Source organism: Streptomyces sp. AC1-42W, assembly GCF_003248355.1.
Taxonomy (GTDB): Bacteria; Actinomycetota; Actinomycetes; order Streptomycetales; family Streptomycetaceae; genus Streptomyces.
The window spans coordinates 808,574-827,436 of the sequence record NZ_QKWY01000001.1 but is presented as its reverse complement, the minus strand read 5'-3'; the positions used below and the strand labels follow the sequence as shown (position 1 = coordinate 827,436).

The 18,863-nt window shown below is 71.2% G+C and carries 16 protein-coding genes and 1 tRNA gene; 7 read left to right on the top strand and 10 right to left on the bottom strand.

The window, feature by feature from the left end; all coding sequences use genetic code 11:
- Positions 1 to 5: 5 nt before the first annotated feature.
- The 5 genes from DNK56_RS03750 to DNK56_RS03730 are packed head-to-tail and all read right to left on the bottom strand — an operon-like array spanning position 6 to position 5,331.
- Positions 6 to 416, bottom strand: coding sequence for a hypothetical protein (locus DNK56_RS03750; protein ID WP_111330408.1), 411 nt, complete (start codon positions 414 to 416; stop codon positions 6 to 8).
- Positions 413 to 1,234, bottom strand: coding sequence for a QcrA and Rieske domain-containing protein (locus DNK56_RS03745; protein ID WP_111330406.1), 822 nt, complete (start codon positions 1,232 to 1,234; stop codon positions 413 to 415). Before DNK56_RS03745 ends, DNK56_RS03750 begins: the two co-directional genes overlap by 4 nt.
- Positions 1,231 to 1,833: a 4Fe-4S dicluster domain-containing protein gene (locus DNK56_RS03740; protein ID WP_111330404.1), complete on the bottom strand. Its 603-nt coding sequence runs from the start codon at positions 1,831 to 1,833 to the stop codon at positions 1,231 to 1,233. The genes DNK56_RS03745 and DNK56_RS03740 overlap by 4 nt, the downstream gene beginning before the upstream one ends.
- A 7-nt stretch (positions 1,834 to 1,840) precedes the next feature.
- Positions 1,841 to 4,165 carry a molybdopterin oxidoreductase family protein gene (locus DNK56_RS03735; protein ID WP_111330402.1) on the bottom strand — a complete coding sequence of 775 codons (2,325 nt, stop codon included), beginning with the start codon at positions 4,163 to 4,165 and terminating at the stop codon, positions 1,841 to 1,843.
- Complete coding sequence (locus tag DNK56_RS03730; RefSeq protein WP_111330400.1) at positions 4,162 to 5,331, bottom strand: MFS transporter; 1,170 nt, start codon at positions 5,329 to 5,331, stop codon at positions 4,162 to 4,164. The genes DNK56_RS03735 and DNK56_RS03730 overlap by 4 nt, the downstream gene beginning before the upstream one ends.
- A 309-nt stretch (positions 5,332 to 5,640) precedes the next feature.
- On the opposite strand from DNK56_RS03730, the gene DNK56_RS03725 reads away from it, so the two are divergent.
- Positions 5,641 to 6,396, top strand: coding sequence for a DUF6227 family protein (locus DNK56_RS03725; protein WP_111330398.1), 756 nt, complete (start codon positions 5,641 to 5,643; stop codon positions 6,394 to 6,396).
- A 93-nt stretch (positions 6,397 to 6,489) separates the two neighbouring features.
- Here the strand turns inward: DNK56_RS03725 and DNK56_RS03720 are convergent, their stop codons facing one another.
- Positions 6,490 to 8,013: an MFS transporter gene (locus DNK56_RS03720; RefSeq protein WP_111330396.1), complete on the bottom strand. Its 1,524-nt coding sequence runs from the start codon at positions 8,011 to 8,013 to the stop codon at positions 6,490 to 6,492.
- Between the two features lie 62 nt (positions 8,014 to 8,075).
- On the opposite strand from DNK56_RS03720, the gene DNK56_RS03715 reads away from it, so the two are divergent.
- Positions 8,076 to 9,038, top strand: a complete 963-nt coding sequence (locus tag DNK56_RS03715; protein WP_111330394.1) for a helix-turn-helix transcriptional regulator — start codon at positions 8,076 to 8,078, stop codon at positions 9,036 to 9,038.
- 139 nt (positions 9,039 to 9,177) lie between these two features.
- On the opposite strand, the gene DNK56_RS03710 is transcribed toward DNK56_RS03715, so the two are convergent.
- Positions 9,178 to 10,176, bottom strand: coding sequence for a sigma-70 family RNA polymerase sigma factor (locus DNK56_RS03710; RefSeq protein ID WP_111330392.1), 999 nt, complete (start codon positions 10,174 to 10,176; stop codon positions 9,178 to 9,180).
- Between the two features lie 353 nt (positions 10,177 to 10,529).
- Between DNK56_RS03710 and DNK56_RS03705 the strand changes: the two genes are divergently transcribed.
- Positions 10,530 to 11,594 carry a questin oxidase family protein gene (locus DNK56_RS03705; protein ID WP_111330390.1) on the top strand — a complete coding sequence of 355 codons (1,065 nt, stop codon included), beginning with the start codon at positions 10,530 to 10,532 and terminating at the stop codon, positions 11,592 to 11,594.
- A gap of 19 nt (positions 11,595 to 11,613) precedes the next feature.
- On the opposite strand, the gene DNK56_RS03700 is transcribed toward DNK56_RS03705, so the two are convergent.
- The gene (locus DNK56_RS03700; protein WP_111330388.1) at positions 11,614 to 12,396 is read right to left on the bottom strand and encodes a dioxygenase family protein; all 783 of its coding nucleotides are present in this window, start codon (positions 12,394 to 12,396) and stop codon (positions 11,614 to 11,616) included.
- Positions 12,397 to 12,566: 170 nt separating this feature from the next.
- Between DNK56_RS03700 and DNK56_RS03695 the strand changes: the two genes are divergently transcribed.
- Together DNK56_RS03695 and DNK56_RS03690 are read left to right on the top strand one after the other, a co-directional pair.
- Positions 12,567 to 13,079, top strand: coding sequence for a MarR family winged helix-turn-helix transcriptional regulator (locus DNK56_RS03695; RefSeq protein WP_111330386.1), 513 nt, complete (start codon positions 12,567 to 12,569; stop codon positions 13,077 to 13,079).
- A 342-nt stretch (positions 13,080 to 13,421) separates the two neighbouring features.
- Positions 13,422 to 14,618 carry an IS110 family transposase gene (locus tag DNK56_RS03690; RefSeq protein ID WP_111330384.1) on the top strand — a complete coding sequence of 399 codons (1,197 nt, stop codon included), beginning with the start codon at positions 13,422 to 13,424 and terminating at the stop codon, positions 14,616 to 14,618.
- 8 nt (positions 14,619 to 14,626) lie between these two features.
- Here DNK56_RS03690 and DNK56_RS03685 read toward each other — a convergent pair whose 3' ends face one another.
- The gene (locus DNK56_RS03685; RefSeq protein WP_111330382.1) at positions 14,627 to 16,201 is read right to left on the bottom strand and encodes an MFS transporter; all 1,575 of its coding nucleotides are present in this window, start codon (positions 16,199 to 16,201) and stop codon (positions 14,627 to 14,629) included.
- Between the two features lie 192 nt (positions 16,202 to 16,393).
- Positions 16,394 to 17,053, bottom strand: a complete 660-nt coding sequence (locus tag DNK56_RS03680) for a TetR/AcrR family transcriptional regulator (protein ID WP_111330380.1) — start codon at positions 17,051 to 17,053, stop codon at positions 16,394 to 16,396.
- A gap of 332 nt (positions 17,054 to 17,385) precedes the next feature.
- On the opposite strand from DNK56_RS03680, the gene DNK56_RS03675 reads away from it, so the two are divergent.
- A complete protein-coding gene (locus DNK56_RS03675; protein ID WP_111330378.1) occupies positions 17,386 to 18,666 on the top strand; it encodes a M6 family metalloprotease domain-containing protein in 1,281 nt (426 codons plus the stop codon).
- A gap of 47 nt (positions 18,667 to 18,713) precedes the next feature.
- Positions 18,714 to 18,786, top strand: a tRNA-Arg gene (locus tag DNK56_RS03670).
- The last annotated feature ends 77 nt before the right edge of the window (positions 18,787 to 18,863 follow it).

The following is an 18,863-nucleotide window of genomic DNA, read 5'->3' as shown; positions in this document are numbered from 1 at the left end:
GGCGGTCAGCGGTCCTTGGGGTCGAGCAGCCAGAGCCCGAGGACGACGAGGAACGAGAGGCAGAGGAAGCCGGCCCCCCACCACGCGGTGCCGGTGTTGCCCTCCATCCACTCGTCCACGATGACCGTCAGCCCCCACAGCTGCCCGATGACGACGCTCATGGCCAGCACGAGGCGTGCGGTGAGTTTGGAGGACCGCTCGGGCTCCTGGTCGGTGCCGGCGCCCGGTCCGGGCCCGGTGTGCCGGACGCGGGGGTCGCCGTAGCCGCTGGTGGGCCGGATCTGCGGATAGCGCTCGTGGACGGGCCGGTTCAGCTCGGCCCGCGCACTGCCGGGGTGGTACTCGGGGTAGCGCGCGGCGGGCTGCGGGGCGGCGGGGCGCTGCGGGGTGCCGGGGCGGGGGTCTTCGTCGCTCATGTCGGGCTCCCCGTGGTGTCGGTGTCGGACGCTCCGGCTCCGGTACGGCTGGTGCGGGTGCGGGACAGGCCGGGGGCGACCGGTCCGGGGGCCACCGTGCGGGCGGCTCCGGGGGCTGCGGGCCCCTCGGCGCCGTCGCGGACGCCGGGGCAGCCGAGCCGCGACGCCAGGTCCGGGCGCTCCTCGCCGAACTGGCGGCACAGCCCGTGTTCGAGGCTCTCGCCGGAGCGGGTGGTGCCGACCGCCCAGACGCTGCCGTCCTCCTGCTCGGTGAGCACCACCTTGGGCAGCCCGCGAGGCGGCGGACCGGCCGTCACCGCACCGCTGCGGGCATCGAAGACGCCCTCGTGGCAGGGGCAGTACAGCTCGCCCTCGGTGCCCCGGTCCTTGCGCCAGAGGACGGCGCAGGCGAGGTGGGTGCAGATCGCGGAGTAGCCGACGAGCGTGCCGTCGTTGAGCCGGACGGCGACCGCGCGGTCCTCCTCGTCCGGGTAGTCGAAGGCGATGGACTCGCCGGGAAGGAGTTGGGAGGCGATCTTCTTGGGGGCCGGGGCCTTGGCGTCGTCCGGGTCGCCGTGGCGGGGCAGGATGCCGGCGGCGACGCCCAGGCCGCCGACCGCGAGCCCGCCGGAGACGGTGGCGACGATGCGGAGGTAGTCGCGGCGGGTGGTGAGGGAGTCGGCGGCGATCCGGTCGTGCAGGGCCTCGCGCGGGTCGCCGGAGGCCGGCCGGCCGGGCGGTCCGGGTGGTGTGCCGGCCGGGTCGCGGGGTGCGGGCTGCTTCGGGTCGCCGGGCGGCGGGTAGTCGGTCTCGGTCACCGTCGCACGTCCTTCCCGTTGATCTCGACGACGGGCAGGCCGCCGGGGACCGGCCACTGGACCCGGTCGGCGGGCACGACCATCGCGACGCCGGTGCGGACCTCGCTCTCGCCGAACACGAAGGAGTCGGCGACCTGGACGCCGGGGCGTTCGGCCTGGAGTTCCTCGGCGGTCCCGTAGAAGAGGGCGCCGGTCGGGCAGACGGTGGCGCACATCGGGGCGAGGCCGTAGGCGGTGCGGTCGTAGCAGAGGTTGCACTTGAGCTGCAGCTTGGCCTGGAGGTCGATCTTCGGGACGCCGAAGGGGCAGGCGTTGACGCAGTTGGCGCAGCCGATGCAGCGGGTGGTGTCGGCCTGCTGGACGACGCCGTCGGCGGTCACCAGGATCGCGTCGGCGGGGCACACCTCGGCGCAGGGGGCGACGGGGTCCTCGCAGTGCATGCAGACCGTGGGGAGGGAGGCGACGGACTGGCCCTCGTCGGTGTAGTCGAGGTGGATCATGGACTTGCCCCGGTGCGAGTCGCACTCGCGGCAGGCGGAGACGCAGGCCTGGCAGCCGATGCAGCGCCCCGGGTCGATGAAGATCGTGCGGCCCATCATGCGGGCATCAGCTCCTCTCCGAGGTGCCGCGGCCCTGCGAGGAGGTGGGCGGCAGCGGGTCGGTGCGGGAGACCTGGGTCTCCGGGTAGGCGACGTGGCCGGGGGCCACCGGGGGCGCGGGCACCTCGTCGATCCGCTCGGCGTGCTCGATGCGGCAGGCGCACACCTTGTACTCGGGGATCTTGGAGCGGGGGTCGAGGGCGTCGATGGTGAGCGCGTTGGCGGCGGTGGGGACCGGCCAGTGGTAGGGGATGAAGACGGTGTCGGGGCGGATCGCCTCGGTGACCAGGGCGGGGAAGACCTCGCTGCCGCGCCGGGTGACGACGCGGACCGGTTCGCCGTTGCGGAAGCCGTGCGAGGGGTGGACCTCGGCCCAGGGGCGGGGGGTCTGTTCGACGAGGGCGCCCAGGCGGCGGGTCTGGTTGCCGGAGAGGAAGTGGGCGACGGTGCGGCCGGTGGTGAGCGTCATGGGGTGCTCGTCGTCGTACGGGTCCATCGGCGGGTGCCACTCCACGACCTGGAGGTGGATCTTGCCGTCCGGGTGGTAGGTCTTGCCGTCCTCGAAGAGGCGGGGGGTGCCGGGGTGGTCGGTGGAGGGGCAGGGCCAGGCGATGCCGCCGGTCTCTTCCAGCCGTTCGTAGGTGATGCCGTAGTAGTCGTTGACGGTGCCGGCGGAGGCGATCCGCAGTTCGTCGAAGACCTCGCGCGAGCTGGTGAAGGCGAATTTGTCGCCGGCGCCGAGGCGGCGGGCGAGTTCGCACATGACCCAGGTGTCGGTGCGGACGCCGGGCGGCGGTTCCTGGGCCTTGTTGTGCTTGACCACGCGGGCTTCGGCGTTGGCCATGACGCCGTCGTCCTCGGCCCAGCTGGTGACGGGGAAGACGACGTGTGCGTTGGCGGCGGTCTCGGAGAGGAAGAAGTCGAATTGGGCGTGGAACTCGGTGGCGTCGTAGCCCTCCTTGACGACCCGGTAGTTCGGCAGGGAGACGAAGGGGTTGTTGCAGATGCCGATCAGGCCGCGGATCTCGCGGCGCTGCATCTGCCAGACCATTTCCATCATCGAGGTCCCGGCGGGCGGGAGTTCGGACTCCTCGATGCCCCAGATCTCGCAGATCTGCCGGCGGTGCTCCGCGTTGTTGATGGAGCGGCCGCCGGGAAGGAGGTCGGACTTCTGGCCGTGCTCGCGGCCGCCCTGCCCGTTGCCCTGGCCGGTGATGGTGCCGTAGCCGGCGCCGGGCTTGCCGATGTTGCCGGTGGCGGTGCAGAGGTTGATCACGGTGAGGCAGTTCTCGACGCCCTGCGAGTGGTGCTCGATGCCGCGGGCGTGCCAGGCCATGGCCTTGGGGGCGCGGCCGAAGACGCGGGCCACCTGGACGATCTGTTCGGCGGGGATGCCGCAGATCTCGGCGGCGCGGGACGGCGGATACTCGGCGGCCTTGGCCCTGACCTCCTCCCAGCCGGTGGCGTGGGCGGCGAGGTAGGCCTCGTCGGTGAGGCCCTCCTCGACGACGACGTTCAGCACGGAGTTGAAGAACGCCGAGTCGGTGCCGGGTTTGAGGGCGACGTGGATGTCGGCGGTCCGGGCGACGGCGGTCTCGCGGGGGTCGATGACGATGAGGGTGGCGCCCCGGTCCCGCGCGCCCCACACGTACTGGGTCATCACGGGGAAGCACTCGCCGACGTTGGAGCCGGCGATGAGCAGACAGTCGGTGAGGAGGATGTCGGAGAAGGGGTTGCCGGCCCGGTCGATGTTGAAGGCGAGTTTGTTGGCGCCGGCCGCGCTGACCATGCAGAGCCGGCCGTTGTAGTCGACGTGCCGGGTCTTGAGGGCGACCCGGGCGAACTTGCCGACCAGGTACGTCTTCTCGGAGAACAGGCTCGCTCCGCCGAGCAGCCCGAAGGCGTCGTTGCCGTAGGTCTGCTGGATGCGCCTGATCTCGGCGACGGTGAAGTCGAGCGCCTCGTCCCAGGAGACCTCGCGCAGGGGCTCGTCGCGGGAGCGGCGCATGAGCGGGGCGGTGAGCCGGTCGGGGTGGTTGACCTGCTGGTAGGCGTTGACGCCCTTGGGGCACAGCCGCATCCGGTTGATGTCGTGGTTGCGGGGTTCGACGCCGAAGACCTTGCCGCCCCGGTCGACGCGCAGATACATGCCGCACTGGACGCCGCAGAAGCAGCAGTGGGTGGGGACGAGCGTCTCGCCGTTCTGGTCGGCGTGCCAGCGGTCGGCGGGAATGCCGCCGGCGTCGCGGAAGGCGCGGGTGCCCGGCGGTGCGAGGGAGGGGTCGAGGGGAACGACCGCGTGCGGTTCTGGCGTGCGGGAGTCCGCGGTCACTTGAAGCCCTTCTTCACCTGGGAGAGATAGGCGCTGCCTCGCAGCACCCGCTTGCAGCGCGGGCAGTATTCGGCCCACTCGTCGAAGTCGAGGCTGAGGTCGCGCATGGTGCCCCGGAGGTTGTCGACGTACGGGGTGGTGTCGATGGGTTCCTCGCAGCGGCGGCAGGCGAAGACCTCGTCGTCCTGCCGGCCGGTGTACTTGAACAGCTGCATGCCGACGGCGGCGGGGCGCTGGACGATGTGGAAGAACTTCCCGAACGGGATGTAGATGAGGGTGAAAACCACCGAGACCATGTGCAGGATCGCCAGGAACTCGTAGCCGCCGCCGTGCAGGAAGATCGAGGAGAAGGTGAGGAGCAGCCCGGTGACCGAGATGACGATGAGTGCGATCAGCGGCACCAGGTCGTAGGCGAACCGCTGGCCCGTGACGGCCCCCCGGTCCTTCATCCGCCGCCACAGGAAGTAGGAGGCGCCGGGGATGACGAGGACGGCGGCGATGTCCAGGCCGTGGAACATCAGCCAGCCCAGGAAGTCCAGGGAGTCGAACCCGATGATCTTGAAGCCCCAGATGCGCATCTCGTAGCCGGGCCCCGAGCCGGTGCCCGAGGTGAAGGTGAACCAGCCCCAGGTCAGCGGGAAGGTGATCAGCGCGGCGAGGACGCAGCCCCAGAAGATCAGCTGGTGGGCGGCCCAGCGGGCGTGCGAGCGGGCGCCGAGGAACTTCTGGAAGCCGAGGTAGGTGGCGATCATCTTCGGCAGCGCGGTGGGCGCCCGGCGGAAGTTGTCGGCGGAGAAGAGGCTCCCCCAGCCCTTCTTGAACAGCCGCTGGGCGCCCGGTGCGGAGACCCAGACGGTGTACCGGTACGCGACGCCGAAGGCGAGGAACACGGTGGCCACGGCGTACGGCAGCAGCGCGGAGTCGAAGTGCTCCAGCAGCCGGCTGCCGAGCACGATGGCCACGACGAGGAGCAGGGAGACGATCACGCCCGCGGCGGTCGCCCGCGCGGTGACGGACCGGGGCACGAACCCTCCGGCCCGGCGGGAGCCCCCGGCGAGGCCGGTGCGTCCGGTGTCCGGCGGACCGCCGCCCCCGTCCACGGCCCCGTTGCGGACTCCGGCGGCGGGCTGCGCGGCTGCGCCTGCGGCTTCAGGTGGCTCGGTCACGCTGCCACGGTAGGGCGGTACGTGATGATTGGTCCTGTTTTGTGGGCTCAGAGGGTGAGCGCGTCGCTGCGGTGAGCGACCGGCCCGCCCGGCGCGTCAGCGCCCGGAGCAGGCGCGCGGCGCGAACACGCGCCCCTGTTCACCACCACGCGCGACCGGGTCGCGACCTCGTCGTGCGCCGAACCGCGCACGGCGTGGAACCTTCCGCGCACGCCGTGCGTTTTTCTGAACCCCGGTCCTGATGTCAGCCCAAGGGGCTACGTTATGCACGCACCAAGTCACACGCGGCGACGGCCTGGAGACAGCACTGTGAGCGATCCGTACGAGACGACCGAGCAGCACGTCGAGCGAATCCTGCGCCGGACTCTCAACTCGTTCGAGCTGTCCGACCGCACGGTGGAGCGGCTGGGCACCGCGCTGGCCCACAGCAGCTCCCTGTACTCCTCGCACCACAGCGCCACACTGCACCGCGAGACCTACCGTCACACGTATCTGCTGAGCGACGGCTCCCCGCTGACCCTGTGGGAGCTGGTGCACGGCGGTCCGCGCGGCGCCGGCCACCCCGACACCCGCCGCCACGAGCTGTACGACGACGAGGCCGACGCCCACATCGCCGCCGCCCGGCTGACGGGCAGCCCGTGGGACGTTCCGGAGTTCGGCGACGAGGAGACGGCGCAGGCCGACCTGGAGCTGCTGTCCGCCCTGATGGCCGCTCCCCCGGCCCCGCACCCCCGGATGTACGCCCCGGACAACTCGGCGGACCACGCCCGCCGGGTGCTGCGCCGCGCGGAGAACGGGGACGGGCCGGGCGAGGAGACCGCCCGCCTGCTGCGCGCCGCCTTCGCCCACCACATCACCCAGGTGTTCGGCCGCCGGCTCCAGGTGGAGGGCCGCAACGCCGGGTTCACGCTGTACGAGCACGCGTTCCTGCTCCTGGACGGCAGCGAGACCAGCCTGTGGGAGGTCGAGCACACGGCGACGCCGGACGGCCGCCACATGTGCGAGGTGTACGGCGACGAGGAATCGGCGCGCTGCGCGATGGAGTCCCGTACGCGCATCTGCTGATCCGGGGCCCGGCGGAGGGGGCCGCGCATGCCGGTACCCGCGTCCCCCCCGGGGGGATGCGGGCACCGTGACTCTGCCGCGTACGCCGTCGGCTCAGTGTGTGAGCGCGGGCTCCCTGGCGGGCTCCTCCGCCTCGGCGGGCTCCGCCGCGTCCCCGCCCTCCACGTGCTGCTTCGGCCTGGCCGGCAGGGCGAACATCACCACGAAGATCAGGGCCAGCACACCGGCCACCCACCACAGCGACTGCTCGAAGGCGTCGGCGAAGGCCGGGCCGATCTGCGCCGGGGTGAGCCGGTCGCCGATCGCCCCGTAGAAGACGACCGACACCAGGCCGAGGCCGAGCGCGTTGCCCATCTGCTGCACGGTGTTGAACAGGCCGGAAGCGGAACCGGCGTGCTCCTTGGGCACCTCGGAGAGCACCGCGTCGGCCAGCGGGGCCACGATCAGGCCCATGCCGATGCCCATGACCACCAGGGGCAGCGCCATCTGGAGCGACGTGATCTCCATGCCGTAGTGGTGGGACTCCCAGATGTAGATCAGCAGCCCGGCCGCCATCAGCAGCGCGCCCGCCTGGAGGACCTTGCGGCCGAAGCGGGGCACCAGCTTCTGCACGGAGAGGCCGGCCGCCACCGAGACGGAGACGGAGAACGGGATTCCGGTCGTGCCGGCCCGCAGCGCGCTCCAGCCGAGGCCCATCTGCATGTACAGCGTCCAGACCAGGAAGAAGATGCCGAGCCCGATGCCGAAGGTCAGCTGCACGGCGATACCGGCGGCGAAGCTCCTGACCCGGAACAGCGACAGCTCCACCAGCGGCGACCCGTCGCGGTTGCCCTTGCCGCGCTCGAACAGCACGAGGACCAGGAAGACCAGGACGCTGCCCGCCATCGACAGGTACCCCCACAGCGGCCAGCCCAGCTCACGGCCGCGCGTCAGCGGGTAGATCAGCATCAGCATGGCGAGCGTGACCAGCACGACGCCGACCAGGTCGAGGCGCAGGGCCCTCGGCGACTTGGACTCGGTGATGTACTTGGCGCCCAGGATCAGGCCGAGGATGCCGACCGGCAGGTTGATCAGGAAGATCGGACGCCATTCCAGACCGGCGATGTTCCACTCGGTGAGCAGCGCGCCCAGCAGCGGACCGGACACCGCGCCGAGACCGACGATCGCGCCGAACAGGCCGAAGACCTTGCCGCGCTCGTGCGCGGGGAAGGTGGCGTGCACGATCGACAGCACCTGCGGCACCATCAGCGCCGCCGTGGCCCCCTGGAGGAAGCGGGAGGCGACCAGCATCTCCGGGTTGGCCGCGAAGCCGCAGAGCGCCGAGGCGAGGGTGAATCCGGCTATGCCGATAAGGAAGAGCCGCTTGCGGCCGTAGATGTCACCGAGGCGTCCGCCGGTGATGAGACCGGCCGCGAAGGCCAGGGCGTACCCGGCGACGATCCACTGGATGGAGCTGAACGAGGCGCCGGTGTCCCGTTCGATGCTGGGGATGGCGATGTTGACGATCGTGACGTCGACGAGGTCCATGAAGGCCGCGGTCATCACGATGGCCAGGGCGAACCACCGGCGGCGGTCCGAGGGAGCCGCGGGCGACGGCAGTGGTGCGGTGGAAGTCATGGAAAGAACTTAAACCGGCAATAGGTCAGTTCATGACCTGATGAGCGCGCATCCTGAGTGACATGACCGATACCCCGGCACGTCTGCTGAATCTGCTGTCCCTGCTCCAGACGCCGCGCGAGTGGCCGGGCAGCGAGCTGGCCGAACGGCTCGCCGTCAGCCCGCGCACCATCCGCCGCGACATCGACCGCCTCCGCGACCTCGGCTATCCGGTGGAGGCCTCGCGCGGCTCGATCGGCGGCTACCGGCTGGTGGCGGGCGCGGCCATGCCGCCGCTGCTCCTGGACGACGAGGAGGCGGTCGCCATCGCGGTGGGGCTGCGCGCCGGTGCCGGCCACGCCATCGAGGGCGTGGACGAGGCGTCCGTACGCGCGCTGGCGAAGCTGGAGCAGGTGCTGCCGGCCCGGCTGCGCCACCGCGTCTCCATCCTCCAGAACGCGACGGTGCCGCTGGCCCGCGGAGACGGCTCGACGATCGACCCGGAGACACTGACGGTGATGGCCTCCGCGGTCACCGGCCGGGAGCGGCTGCGGTTCGCCTACCGGGCGGGCGACGGGGCGGAGACCCGGCGGCAGGTGGAGCCGTACCGGCTGGTGAGCACCGGGTGGCGCTGGTACCTGGTGGCGTACGACCTGGGGCGCGAGGCGTGGCGCACGTTCCGGGTGGACCGGGTGAGCGACCCGTTCGCGACCGGCTCGCGGTTCACGCCGAGGGAGCTGCCGGAGGGGGACGCCGCGGAGTATCTGAGCAGTTCGATGGCGCGCCGGCAGCCGGAGTTCGAGGTGGACGTGAGCTTCGCGGCGCCGCGGGAGTTCGTCGCGTCGCGGCTGCCGGGGCGGATCGGCCCGCTGGAGCCGGAGGGCGAGGACGGCTGCCGGCTGCGCGCCGTGGTGCGGGACTCGCTGGAGTGGCTGGCGCTGCGCCTGGCGCTGGTGGACTGCGAGTTCACCGCGCATCAGCCGCCGCAGCTGGTGGCGTACCTCGCGGACCTGGGCGGCCGGCTGACCCGCGCGGCCACGCCCTGAATGAAGCGGGGGCGGGCCACGTAAGAAAGCGGGCCGCGTAAAGAAATGAGCCCCGGCGCCAGGGGGGGGGGTGGGCGCCGGGGCTCAGCTTCGGGGGGCCGGAGTGAGCGGCCCGATTCGGAGGTTACTGGACTCGGGCTCAGGCCGCAGCGTCAAAGCCCGTGTCGTGAGCCATTCGCTTCAATTCGAGCAGCGCGTGCTTCTCGATCTGGCGGATGCGCTCGCGGGTGAGGCCGTGCTGCTTGCCGACCTCGGTCAGGGTCCGCTCGCGGCCGTCCTCGATGCCGTACCTCATACGGATGATCGACGCCGTCCGGTTGTCGAGCTTGCCGATCAGCTCCTCCAGCTCCTCGCTGCGCAGCAGCGTGAGCACCGACTGCTCGGGCGAGATGGCGGAGGTGTCCTCCAGGAGGTCACCGAACTGGGTATCGCCCTCGTCGTCCACGGACATGTTGAGGCTGACCGGGTCACGGGCCCAGTCCAGGACGTCGCCGACGCGCTCCGGCGTGGAGCCCAGCTCGGCGGCTATCTCCGCGTGCTCCGGGTCGCGGCCGTTCTCGCGGTTGAACTCGCGCTGGACCCGGCGGATGCGGCCCAGCTCCTCCACCAGGTGGACGGGGAGCCGGATGGTGCGGGACTGGTCCGCGATGGAGCGGGTGATGGCCTGGCGAATCCACCACGTGGCGTACGTGGAGAACTTGAAGCCCTTGGCGTAGTCGAACTTCTCGACCGCGCGCACCAGGCCCGCGTTGCCCTCCTGGATCAGGTCGAGCAGAGGGAGCCCCGCGCGCGGGTAGCGGCGGGCGACGGCGACGACGAGACGGAGGTTGGAGCGGATGAACACGTCCTTCGCGCGCTCGCCCTCGGCGACCAGCGCCTCCAGCTCCTCGCGCGAGGCACCGCCGGCCTCGCTCTCCACTTCGCCGTCGAGGATCTGGCGTGCGAACACACCGGCTTCGACCGCCTGCGAGAGGTCGACTTCCTTGGCCGCGTCGAGCAGCGGTGTACGGGCTATCTCGTCCAGGTACATGCCGACCAGGTCGCGATCGGCGATCTCTCCGCCCACGGCGCGAACACTGCTCGCCCGGTTGGTCCCGCCGGTGGCGGACGAACGACGGGCGACGGCACGGGTTGCCATGCGTGCTCCCTTGCTGAGTAGGTCGCGACACCCTCTCGGGTGCCCTGCATCCGATGGAAACAACGACTGGAATCCGGACAGAATTCCCATGCCTGGCATTCAATTTCGCGATCATGCAGTACTCTGTTCCGCCACCAGGCCGAGCGCAGGGTGCACGAGTACCCCGGAAGACGCCGCTCACCGGCTCCGAGTTGCGCCCGAAGCCGCGCTGTGACGGGCGTCCCAGCCCCGGACCGGAGCCGGACGGAGCCGGAGCCGGACGGAGCGGGACCGGAGTCCTAGGCCCCATGCCCCGCGCGCCCTGGGACCGCAGCCCGTTACCGGGCAGGCGCCGGGTGCATAGCGTCACTGCTATGAACGAGACGACCCCCCGAATCGCATCCGAGTCCACCGCCGCCCCCGACGCCTCCGGCACCCTCGACGAGGCCCTGGAACGGCTGCACTCCTACGGCCCCGAGCACAACGGCTGGCTGAGCAACCACGCGCCCATGGCCGTCGAAGCGCTCGTCCGCCACGGCCAGGCGCCGGGCGTGCACCGCTGGATCGACCACTACCGGGCGAAGCTGGAGGACATGCCGGACCGCTTCGCCGAGGTCACCCCGGACAACTGGCGGGAGGCCCTGGGCGACCCCCGCCGCATCGCCGACTGGGCGGTGTACTTCGAACGGGAGACCGCCGACCGCCCCTGGCGCGACGTGCTCGCCGAGTGGTGGCCCCGGCTGCTCCCCGGCATCGCGGGCGGCGCCACGCATCCGGTGATCCGGGTCGGCCACAGCGTGCGCACCCTGCTGGCGGCCGAGGAGAGCGGTCCCCGCGTCGGGGAGCTGGCCCACGCCCTCGGCTACTGGGCCGCCCGCCACGACCCGCTGCCCCCGCTGACCCCGCTCGCCCCCGTCCCGGACGCCGGGGCCGCGCTGGCCGCCGTGGCGCGGGTGCCCGACCAGAGCGGCGGCATCCGGTCCCGGCTGGACCAGCTCACGGGGTTCCCGCAGTGGCCGGGCGCGCCCCTGAGCGATGCGCGGGAGGCGCGCGACCGGCTGGCGGAGCTGGTGCGGGCGGCGACCCACCGCTACGCGGAGTACGGGCACGGCGAGCCGGTCATGCTGGTGCACGCGGCGACCGCGCCCAACGCCGTACTGCGGACGCTGCCGGCGCTGCCGCCCGAGCTGTGGGCGCCGAGCGTGGCGGCCGCGTGGGCGGCGAGCGCCGCGGTGACCGCCGCCTACACGCCCGCCGAAGCCGTCGCGCCGCCGGCCGGGTACGCGGCCTCGCTCACGGCCGACGAGGTGTTCGCGCGGGCGGCTGCGCACGGCGACGACCACACCATCAAGTTCACGGACACCGCGCTGGACATCGGTGACGCCACGGCGCTGGCGGCCGCGCTGCGCTCGGTGGAGCTGAACCCTCCGGCGTTCTGAGCACCGGGGGCCGTGACCGCTACCCGAACTGCACCGACCGCTTCGCCAGTCCCATCCAGAAGCCGTCGATCACGCTGCGGCCCCGGTCCAGCTCGCCCTCCGCCGCGCCGAGGGTGACGAACAGCGGGGCGAAGTGCTCGGTGCGCGGGTGGGCCAGCCGGCCCGCCGGGGACTTGTGCTCGAAGTCCAGGAGGGCGTCGACGTCCTGCGCCCGGAGCGCGCGGTTCCCCCAGTCGTCGAACTCCGCCGACCAGCCGGGGGTGCCGCCGCCCGCGTGCCGCAGGGCGGCGAGGTTGTGCGTGAAGAAGCCGCTGCCGATGATCAGGACGCCCTCGTCGCGCAGCGGCGCCAGCTTGCGCCCGATGTCCATCAGCTTCTGCGGGTCGAGCGTCGGCATGGAGATCTGGAGCACCGGAACGTCGGCGTCCGGGAACATCTCGACCAGCGGTACGTAGGCTCCGTGGTCGAGGCCCCGGTCCGGGATGTCCTGGACCGGCGTACCCGCGCCGCGCAGCAGCTTGCGTACGCTCTCGGCGAGGTGCGGGGCGCCGGGGGCGGCGTAACGCACCTGGTAGTAGTGGGCCGGGAAGCCCCAGAAGTCGTACACCAGCGGGGCCGTCACGGTCGCGCCGAGCGCGAGCGGAGCCTCCTCCCAGTGGGCGGACACGATGAGGATCGCGGTGGGACGCGGCAGGTCCGCGGACCAGGCGGCCAGCTCGCCGGGCCAGACGGGGTCGTCGGCCAGGGGCGGGGCGCCGTGGGAGAGGTAGAGGGCGGGCATGCGCTCCGCGGTGATTGTCATGACACTCCCCAACTGCGGCTGCTCAAGGTAAGTCTTCGGCGGGAGACTCAAGGTTCGAGACTCATAGGTTCGAGCTTCGATGTTCGACAGGGAAGATTATTTAATCTTCAAGCTCCTACCTTGAGAGACCTTAGCCTTATCTAGTTAAACTTTCAAGAAAAGGTCGTACAATGGAGTACATGACCACGGCATCAACCAGTGCGCCGCACTGGCTCACCGACGAGGAGCAATGCGTCTGGCGGGCCTATCTGCACGCCACCACGCTCCTGGAGGATCACCTCGACCGCCAGTTGCAGGCCGACGCCGGCATGCCGCACATCTACTACGGCCTGCTCGTCCAGCTCTCCCAGGCGCCGCGCCGCCAGATGCGGATGACGGAACTGGCCAAGGCCGCCAAGATCACCCGCTCGCGCCTCTCGCACGCGGTCGCGCGGCTGGAGCGGAACGGCTGGGTACGCCGCGAGGACTGCCCCTCCGACAAGCGCGGCCAGAACGCCGTTCTCACCCCGGACGGCTACGAGATGCTCCGCCGTTCGGCCCCCGGCCATGTGAAGGCCGTCCGTCAGGCGATGTTCGACCGCCTCACGCCCGACCAGGTGCGCTCGCTGGGCGAGATCATGAAGGTGCTGGCGGCCGGCCTCCAGCCGGAGAGCGCGGACGCCGACCTTCCCTGGCTGCGCTGAGACACTTCCCTGGCTGCGCTGAGACATGGGCCTGCCCCGGTTCCCTCTGTACGGGGAACCGGGGCAGAAACGTATCCGCGCGGGGGCGGTGCCGGGCACCGGCCGTCAGTGGGCTCTACCTTCTTGATCGGGTTGATCGAGCCATTCGTAGGGTTGGGTCGCCCAGGGGTGCTGGGTGTGGCTATCAGTGGGCTGCCGTTTCGTGGCTACCATCGCTTCGCCGCCCGGCGCCCCACGACGACTCGGCCGCCGATTAGGAAGTGCGAACAAGTCGCTGTGTAGAGCAATGCCGGCGAGGTCGTCCGTGGTACGAACAGCACGCACACGTACGTCAGGAGCACGATGAGCCGGATATGGGCGGGGATCGACAGTGGCAAGGGCCACCATCACGGCCTCGCGCTGGACGCCGGGGGCAAGACCCTGCTGTCGCGGCGGGTCGCCAACGATGAGCCCGAGCTGCTGAAGTTGATCGGTGACGTCCTCGACCTGGCCGACGGCCGCCAGGTGACCTGGGCCATCGATATGACCGGCGGGGAGCCCGCGCTGCTGCTGGCTCTGCTGATCAACCACGGCCAGGAAGTCCTTTACATCCCCGGCCGTCTGGTGAACCGGGCATCCGACGGCTACCGCGGCGAGGGCAAGACCGACGCCCGCGACGCCTACGTGATCGCCGACCAGGCCCGGATGCGTCGTGACCTGCGGCCCATCCGCCCCGGTGACGAAGCCGCCATCGAACTCAAGCTGCTGACCGGACGCCGTGCCGACCTGGTCGAAGACCGCACCCGCGTGGTGAACCGGCTGCGCGGCACCCTGCTGAGCATGTTCCCGGCCCTTGAGCGTGCCTTGGACGTGACCAACACCGGCCCGCTCAGGCTGCTGACGGGCTACCAGGCTCCGGCCGCGATCCGCCGCGCCGGGACCGCGCGGCTGACCAAATGGCTGGCCAACCGCAAGGTCCGCAACGCAAGAGCCTTGGCCGAAACAGCAGTTGAGGCCGCCGAGCGACAGCACACCGCCGTCCCCGGGGAGAAGACCACCGCCAAGCTGGTCCACACCCTGGCCGAGGAGGTGATGGCCCTCAACGAGCAGATCTCCGAGATGGACAAGCTCATCGAGGGCCGGTTTCGCGAGCACGAACTCGCCGACATAGTCCAGAGCGTCCCGGGCATCGGCACCGTGCTCGGTGCCGAGTTCCTCGCCGCTATCGGCGGCAGCCTGGACGACTTCGGCTCCCCGGACGCCCTGGCGGCCTTCGCCGGCGTCGCCCCCGCCCCTCGCGACTCGGGCAAGGTCAGTGGCAACCTCCACCGGCCGCTCAATTACCACCGAAGACTCCAGCGCGTCTTCTACACCTCCGCGCTGGTCAGCGTCCGCTACGACCCGAACTCGCGGAAGTTCTACGACCGCAAACGCGCCGAGGGGAAGAAGCACGTCCAAGCCGTGCTCGCCCTCGCCCGCCGACGCGTCAACGTCCTGTGGGCCCTGATCCGTGACCGACGGTGCTATCAAGTCACACCCTCAGCGACTGCGGCCGTTTGACAACAGCATTAGGAAGCGACGACCGGGACCCTGAACTCGTCCTCGACGCCGTCGGCGCCACCCTCCGTGCCGGAGGCGGAACCGGCGGCAGAACCGGAACCGGAACCGGAACCGCCGCTCGTCGGCGTGCCCGCTGTCGGACGGCCCGCGTTGATGAAGGTCAGCGCGATCGCGGCGGCCACCACCAGGATGCCGACCGCCCACCAGATGGCTCCGGTGAAGCCGTGCACCATCGACTGGAGCTTCAGCAGCTCGGGGTCCTTGGCGCCGAGCGCGGCGTGCGAGGTGGCGTACGCCGTGGCGGCCGAGGCGGCGATCGTGTTCAGCAGGGCCGTACCGATCGCACCGCCGACCTGCTGCGAGGTGTTGACCATCGCGGAGGCCACACCGGCGTCACGCGCCTCGACCCCGTGCGTCGCCAGCGACATGGCCGGCATGAACGCCGTGCCCATGCCCAGACCCAGCAGCAGCTGGCCGGGCAGGATGACGGCGGCGTACGAGGAGTCGATGTCCAGCCGCGTCAGCAGCAGCATGCCCACGGCGGCGGTCAGGAAGCCGGGGCCCATCAGCGTACGGGCCGGAATCCGGGTCATCAGCCGGGCGCCGATCTGCGTGGACCCGGTGATCATGCCCGCGATCATCGGCATGAAGGCGAAGCCGGTCTTGATCGGCGAGTAGCCCTTGACGACCTGGAGGTAGTACGTGAGGAAGAGGAACAGGCCGAACATCGCGATCACGGCCAGGCCCAGCGAGAGGTAGACGCCGCCCCGGTTGCGGTCCGTCACCACGCGCAGCGGGAGCAGCGGCGAGGCGACCCTGGACTCGATCAGGACGAAGGCCAGCAGCAGGACGCCCGAGGCGACGAACGAGCCGACGGTCAGCGCGTCCGACCAGCCCGCGGACTCGGCGCGGGTGAACCCGTAGACCAGCGCGACCAGACCGAGCGCGGACAGGACCACGCCGGGAATGTCGAGCGGGGAGCGGTTGCGGCTGCCGGCCGGCTCGCGGATGACGAAGTACGCGCCCGCGGCGGCGATGATCGCGAACGGGATGTTGACGAAGAAGGTCCAGCGCCAGTTCAGCGTCTGGGTGAGGAGACCGCCGAGGATCAGGCCGACGGCGCCACCGCCACCGGCGATCGCCCCGTAGATGCCGAACGCCTTGGCGCGCTCCTTGGCGTCGGTGAACATCACCGCGAGCAGCGAGAGCGCGGCCGGCGCGAGCAGGGCGCCGAAGACGCCCTGGAGCGCGCGGGAGCCGAACAGCATGCCCTGGTTCTGCGCGGCGCCGCCGAGCGCGGAGGCCAGCGCGAAGCCGACGAGTCCGACGACGAAGGTGCGCTTGCGGCCCCAGAGGTCGGCGATGCGTCCGCCGAAGAGCAGCAGCCCGCCGAAGGCGAGGGCGTAGGCGGTGATGACCCACTGCTTGTTGGCATCGGTGATGCCGAGGTCGGTCTGGGCGTGCGGCAGGGCGATGTTCACGATCGTGGCGTCGAGCACGACCATCAACTGTGCGAGCGCGATGAACGCCAGCGCCTTCCAGCGACTGGGGTCCGGGAGTCGGATATCAGCTGTTTTTGACATGGGAGTAGCCACCTAGGAGCGCGCGAGGGCGCGGGAGATCGCGAACCGTGCGTGCCGCTGGTCACGGGCACGGCTGAGGTCGGGTCCGACCGGAAGGTCCGACCGGTAGGTCTGACGGGTAGGTCTGACGGGACTGTCGTCGGGTGTCGGGTTCGGATGCGGAAGAGGGAGGAGGGGCGGGCGCCGAGCAGGTCAGCTGCGGCGCCGCAGGTCCTCCAAGGTCGCCGCCGTTCCGGGGAGTACGGAGCGGGCCGGGGCCTCCAGTCCGTCCAGGAACAGCTGGATGTGGCGATGGGTGAAGCGGTCGATGTTCGGGCAGGCGATGCCCGGCAGCGGCCGGGTGAGCTGGGAGAGGGCGACCAGTACGTCACCGACGGCGATGTCGGTGCGCAGGCGCCCCGCGGACATGGCGCGCGCGACGAGCCCTTCGACGGCCTCTTCGAGGCGCCGGCGCTCGGCGAGCAGTTCGGGGTGGTCCTTGTCGAAGCCGCCGGACAGCATGGGGCACAGGGCGCCGATGCGTTCGTCGGCCGCGGCGTGGACGAAGCGGCTGAGCGCGGCGAAGGGGTCCGCCTCTTCGGCGGTGGCCTCCTCGGCGCGGTCGGTGGTGCGGGAGGTGACCGCGAGCACGACCTCGTGGACGAGGGCGGCGCGGTCGGGGAAGTTCCGGTAGAGGGTGGCGTTGCCGACGCCGGCGCGGCGGGCGACCTCGTCGAGCGGGACGTCGGGCCCGAACTCGACGAACATCTCGCGCGCGGCCGTCACGATCCGCTCCCGGTTGCGCAGTGCGTCGGCCCTCGGCCTGGGCGTACGCGGCTGCGCGGGGGCGGTTGCGGTACGGGCGGCGACCACGGCTGCGCTCCTTGTCTTCCGGTTCGCTGTTCTACGGCTCTCTTCCCCTGCGGCTCCGGTTCGGCGAACCAACCGGGGACCGCTTCCCCGTTTCGCGGGGACACCGATGCAAACGGGGAAACACTCCCCGCTTATTTCCGGGCACTTTGTGACCTGCGTCACGTGCACTGTCACCGAGGAAACCGACTCGGGCCGCCCGGGGAGACCGGCTCGGGCCGCCGGGGAAACCAGCCGAACGGCGCACCCAGCGAGCGCCCGGCGATCACCCGGCGGAGGCTGACGGCAGAGCGCAGCCGGGGCCGGCCGACTGCCGCGGACCGGAAGGTGCCCCGATGCAGCAGCACCGCCGCCGGATACGCAATCGCCGCCGCCCGCTCGCTCTCGGCGCCGCAACGTCCCTGGTCATCGCGGCCCTGGCGACGGCCAGCAGCACCCTGCCCCTCCAGAGCCCGATCGCGGCGGGCCCGGCCGCGACGGCCCCGCTGGCCACCGGACTCGGCCCCTGCCGGATCGCGTCGGCGATGGGCGTCCAGATGTCGGAGGGCATGCCGACCGAGCCCGGCTACGCCCGCTCCACCGGCCGCGTGCGCGCGCTGAACCTGATGATCGACTTCCCGGACGCGCAGGGCACCGGGCCGGCCATGGACCGGCTGGCCGAGTTCTTCCCGCAGACCACGGACTGGTTCCGGACGAGCTCGTACGGCCGGCTCACCTACATACCGGAGGCCCCGATCCGCTCGTGGCTGCGGATGCCGCTGCCCTTCGCGGACTACGGGATCGAGCGAGGCTCCCCGTACGAGCCGGGCTACCGCCACCTGGTGCAGGACATCGTGGCGGCGGCCGATCCGAAGGTGGACTTCGGCGCGTACGACCTGGTCAACATCCTGGTCACGCCGAACGCCGGGCCCTCGGCGCTGGACACGGTGCTCTCGGTGACGTTCTCGGGGAACGACGACGCCCCGCTCGCCGACGGGGTCCCGCTGTCCAACACCTCGTTCGTCTACAGCCGCCAGGACGACGGCTCCGGCTCGTACGCCCAGACCGGCTACCGGGTCCTCCCCCACGAGAACGGCCACGTCTTCGGCCTGCCCGACCTCTACACCCTGGAGGGCGGCGGCTCGGTCGGGCACTGGGACATCATGTCCGAGGACTGGGGCGCCAACAACGACCTGCTGGGCTGGCACAAGTGGAAGCTCGGCTGGCTGGACAACGACCAGGTCAGCTGCGCCGCCCGCCCCGGCACGACGGACCACGTCCTGGAACCCCTGGCCACCCGGGGCGGCCTGAAGCTGGCGTTCATCCCGCTCACCGCGGAGTCCGGCTACGCGGTGGAGGTCCGCACCCAGGCGGGCAACGACGAGGCGATCTGCCGCCCCGGCGTCCTCATCTACAAGGTCAACTCCGACGTGGACACGGGCCAGGGCCCCATCTCGGTGACCGACAGCACCAAGGACAGCCCCGGCTGCACCCGCCTCCCCAACGTCCACGCCGAACTCTCGGACGCCGCCTACCAACCGGGCGACACCTTCACGGACCGGGCGAACGGAATAAGGATCTCGGTCCTGGAAAAGGACACGAAGGGCGACTACCGCGTCCAGGTAACCCGCTCCTGACAACCACCCCCGCCCCCACCACCCGTTACACTGACGGCGGCGACCAAGCCTTCGTAGCTCAGGGGATAGAGCACCGCTCTCCTAAAGCGGGTGTCGCAGGTTCGAATCCTGCCGGGGGCACAGCTGCTAGCAGCGCGAACGCCAGGAAGGGCCAGGTCAGGGCACATGCCCGGCCTGGCCCTTCGTCGTCAGGTCCC